The organism is Ectobacillus antri (assembly GCF_003852715.1).
GTDB classification, from domain to species: domain Bacteria; phylum Bacillota; class Bacilli; order Bacillales; family Bacillaceae_G; genus Ectobacillus; species Ectobacillus antri.
In genome coordinates this window covers 1-3,945 of the sequence record NZ_RIAV01000051.1, presented here as the reverse complement: position 1 = coordinate 3,945, position 3,945 = coordinate 1, and the positions used below count along the sequence as shown (strand labels likewise).

Sequence of the window (3,945 nt, the reverse complement as noted above, 5' to 3'; positions counted from 1 at the left end):
CCGTCCCAGGTATACGTATATTTGCCGTCAGATTTGCGATTGCCATTCGCATCATAGGTAAGTGTTTCTGTACCGTATTTCGTTAACTGGTTTCCACTGTTAAATGTCGCAGTTGTGGTGGTGCTGCCTACCTTCACGCTTGTACGATTTCCGAGACCATCATAAGTGTATGTTTTAACGATGTTACCCGGCAATGTTTCGCTCGTCAATTGGTTGATAGTATCGTACGTGTAACGTACTTCTTCTTCCGTAGCGGACGAGCCGACACGGCGGGTGATTTTTGTCCGGTTACCGTTCGCATCGTACTCGTAACGCTCTGTGAGAATCGGCGTCGCATTGGCAGTTGCGATACTCAGTGCTTCAAGTTGTTGGGCCGGATCGTATTGGAACGTTGCACCCGTCCCATTGCCTGCGATAGATAGACCTACATTGCCAAATTCGTCATAATCAAAATAGTACGATGTCCCTTGGTCAATAACCTTTGTATTTTGATTCAATGCGTTGTATTCGTAGTTGGCGGTATTTGTATACGCACCGCGCTGGATACTTTGTGTTTTCAACTTATGCGACCCAGGGTGATATGCTACCGCCTCTGTCGGTCATGCTTATGATTCTATTGTACTTGATATGTATATCTATTTTCACTAGATTCCTATTTCACACAAAACAAAAACCCCGCCTACGCGGGGTCTTACCTCTTCGCCTCCGCTGCTTCCTTCTTGAAGAAGCTCTTCATCGCGTGGAAGACGTCGGCTTTTTGTTTTAGGATATAATACCGGAAATTTTCGTCGTGGATATTTTTGTAGGCAGACATGAGCGTTGAGTGACGGTTATATTGGTACAGCGAGCCAGGATATACCCGTGACTTATTAGTATTCCCTTTAAATTTTATATGTATACGTTTCATTCAATATATCTAATTACCAAGGACTGATGATTAGATTTTCTGCTTCTAATTAATTACCTCAAAATTGGTATCATGGGAGTGTAAAGAAGGTACCAGTTTTTAAATGATACCTTCCTTTTCATAACAGAAACTACTTTCAAATGAAATCAATAGCAACCGACCACTCCTGAGCGTTAGATTTGCTTATTAATACTACCTCATTATTAGAACGCCATCTTAGCTTTCCTAAATGCCTTGTAAAAGCAAAACCATTGGGTCTCTCAGTTTGTAAAAGAACTCTTTTTACCTCTTCATTACTACCATACTGTTTAACAACCATATAGATGTCATATGTTTCAATATCATGTTTACACCATATCTCAGCAATTAGCTGTTTAGTACGATTCGCTTTTTGCTCCCATACATATTCATTTGTATAGTTAACTTCTACAACTTTTTTATATGCATAATCAAATGGTTTTACATCCCAATTTAACTCTTGAGAAACTAAGCATATTCCTTTCCATATACATTCTAGAATTAGTACCTTTTTTTCATGATTAGACAACGATGTATAATGATTGTAATTGAAAGGAACATATACTTCTGTGAAACCATCCACATTTTCTATATTCGTACATTGTCCCATCTCAACACAGTTAATAATTAACTTTGTTGTTTCCTTTGTCTTATATTTACCCAAATGATACTTATACAGCTCAGTAATACATTGAACTTCGTCTCGAAATTTCATGCGCTTTTTTTTCCAATTTTCTTCATAATCGAAACGTACTGCTTCTTCTATTGTGAATTTTTTACTTTTAATAATCTCGTTAATTTTTTCTTTGTATTCAACATAGGGCATGTCTAAATCAATATCTTTTAAGAGCACTTCGTAACCTCCTGATTTTATCTTCTACGACTTTTTGGAACTGGATTTGTGTGCAATCTTAGACTATTACCTTCTCTATCTCTTTTATAAGTCCAATTCCTCTCCCAATTTAATGCCAATTTTCTATTTGGAATATTTTTAATAACTATCCTCGCCCCATATAAGGGTACTTTTCTTCCTTTATTCCACTTTCTCACTTGTTGATTTGCCCTTGGTGAAGTACCATTCTTATTCAATCTCCTTCCGCTAATTCCAACTTTAACTACATCGCCAGTTTTTATGTTATATATTTCATAACCATGTTGCCTTTTTTTACTACTTTTACTGTTTCCATGTACCTTGGAAGGCATATATGCTGGATCTTTTTTTAGTATTCTATAAAGAGTGCTACCAAATTCAAAAGCAGCTTCTCCTCTTTCTCCTCGAATACGTTGTGGGCGTTCACCATCTAAATCAGCTAACATCACCGGGTTATTATCCGCATACGTATACCCATTCTGCGTAATCGGATCATCCGCGTCACCTGGATCTGGGTCTACCGAAATAAACACACCGTGCACCGGATGATAATACCGCGCCATGAGGTAATACATGCCGATTTCTTTATCATACATGTATCCCGCATATCCAAACGGATTATCTGCTGCGAAGCCTTCTGCACTACTTGTCAGCACATTGCCCCACGCGTCGTACGTATATTGCGCCACGACTTTGCCTGTGCTGTCTGTCATCGCGATGACATCACCATGTGGGTTGTAGTGATAGTAGAATGTTTGGCCTTGCGTTTTCATCGCGAGACGTACGCCGCTTGTGTTGTACACGTACTGCCGCAGTACCGCACCGCTTGTATTTGTTTCATACAATACGTTGATGCTGTCGCCGTCATAATGATAACGGGTTGTGATGCCATTTACTGTTTTTTCAATGCGGCGACCGTCGTCGTCATACTTGTACGTCGCAAACGGTGTTGTTTTGCCTGTTTCCGTGATGCTGATGAGAGAATATAACAAACACCAATAGCCTGCGCTATTGGTGCTTAATTACTCCGATACACATCCTGTTTCTACTTTCTTTACCTAATATCAATCATAAGATTGATTTAGTTATATATAAGCAATAAAAATAATTAAACCTATCACCATTAAAAGGAAACCGAAGAGTACCATTAAAACTGTAAAAGAAAAGCCGAAGCCAATAAATAAATCCATTAAAAATTCTAAAAAAGCTTGCCATTTTCTACGCAAAGATTGTCCTTTCATATCACTTAATAAATCACTCACTCCTAAACCTATCAAGAAAATACCAATGACAAATAAAGAAATTGATATAACCATTGGAGATTGATTTAGAAAAGTTATGTTGTATAACTGCATAGTTTTAATTAACATTTCTTCACTCCTTCAGGAGAGCCATGCGTCTTACAAGTCATAAAACGCTTTTCCTCGACCCAACATACTTATATTCCTAACTCGAAATGGATATCTGATATTAAAAATATTACTATTATACTTTAAATAAAGAAACAATTCGGTAATTAGACACTTATCTTCTAAACCTTTTTCTCAAGTATGTTTTAAATTCACTATACTTTTTCTTAATTGGCTGTCTATATCTAACATATGTTTTACCAGTTTTATACTGTAAATATCCAGAAGTTGCTCCTCTAACTGCGCCAAAATGAGCACCTAATACTATGCCGCCAGTAACTCCTATCCTAACTTCCTGCTGAGGTATCCTTAATCCTTTAGGTGCAGTTGGTAATTGCATATGTCCAAAATATATTGCAGCTGTAACTCCTCCGTAAGCAGCTCCACTAAATGCTTTACTAGCTATAGTCCTACCTACATGGCCAGGTCTACTCCATCCTACTAGAGTTCTGTCCACTCTCCTAGGTATTGAGTATATATAGTCTATTATTCTGAGATATTTACCATCTGGATCGATAAACATAACCGGATTATTATTTACATACGTATACCCATTCTGCGTAATCGGATCATCTGCATCACCTGGATCTGGGTCTACCGAAATAAACACACCATGCACCAGATGGTAATACCGCGCCATGAGGTAATACATGCCGATTTCTTTATCATACATGTATCCCGCATATCCAAACGGATTATCTGCTGCGAAACCTTCTGCACTGCTTGTCAGCACATTGCCC

Annotated in this window: 4 protein-coding genes and 2 pseudogenes; all 6 read right to left on the bottom strand. The window is 38.2% G+C overall.

Translation table 11 applies throughout. The features are described 5' to 3' along the window. Positions 1-560, bottom strand: a pseudogene (locus EEJ45_RS17890) (RHS repeat protein); the annotation flags it as partial. Between the two features lie 131 nt (positions 561-691). Continuing rightward, positions 692-850, bottom strand: a pseudogene (locus tag EEJ45_RS17885) (sporulation protein YhbH); the annotation flags it as partial. 193 nt (positions 851-1,043) lie between these two features. Then, positions 1,044-1,778 carry a hypothetical protein gene (locus EEJ45_RS17880; RefSeq protein WP_124566105.1) on the bottom strand — a complete coding sequence of 245 codons (735 nt, stop codon included), beginning with the start codon at positions 1,776-1,778 and terminating at the stop codon, positions 1,044-1,046. Positions 1,779-1,795: 17 nt separating this feature from the next. Then, on the bottom strand, positions 1,796-2,788 hold the full coding sequence (locus EEJ45_RS17875; RefSeq protein ID WP_124566104.1) for an RHS repeat-associated core domain-containing protein: 993 nt from the start codon (positions 2,786-2,788) through the stop codon (positions 1,796-1,798). A gap of 93 nt (positions 2,789-2,881) precedes the next feature. Next, positions 2,882-3,166 carry a hypothetical protein gene (locus EEJ45_RS17870; protein WP_124566103.1) on the bottom strand — a complete coding sequence of 95 codons (285 nt, stop codon included), beginning with the start codon at positions 3,164-3,166 and terminating at the stop codon, positions 2,882-2,884. Positions 3,167-3,320: 154 nt separating this feature from the next. After that, positions 3,321-3,945: RHS repeat-associated core domain-containing protein (locus tag EEJ45_RS18795; protein ID WP_246000035.1), on the bottom strand; the 625-nt coding region annotated here is incomplete at its 5' end.

Bases quoted from the DNA above. Each gene is read 5' to 3' on its own strand.
- EEJ45_RS17870 (WP_124566103.1), bottom strand. From the start codon at position 3,166: ATGTTAATTAAAACTATGCAGTTATACAACATAACTTTTCTAAATCAA.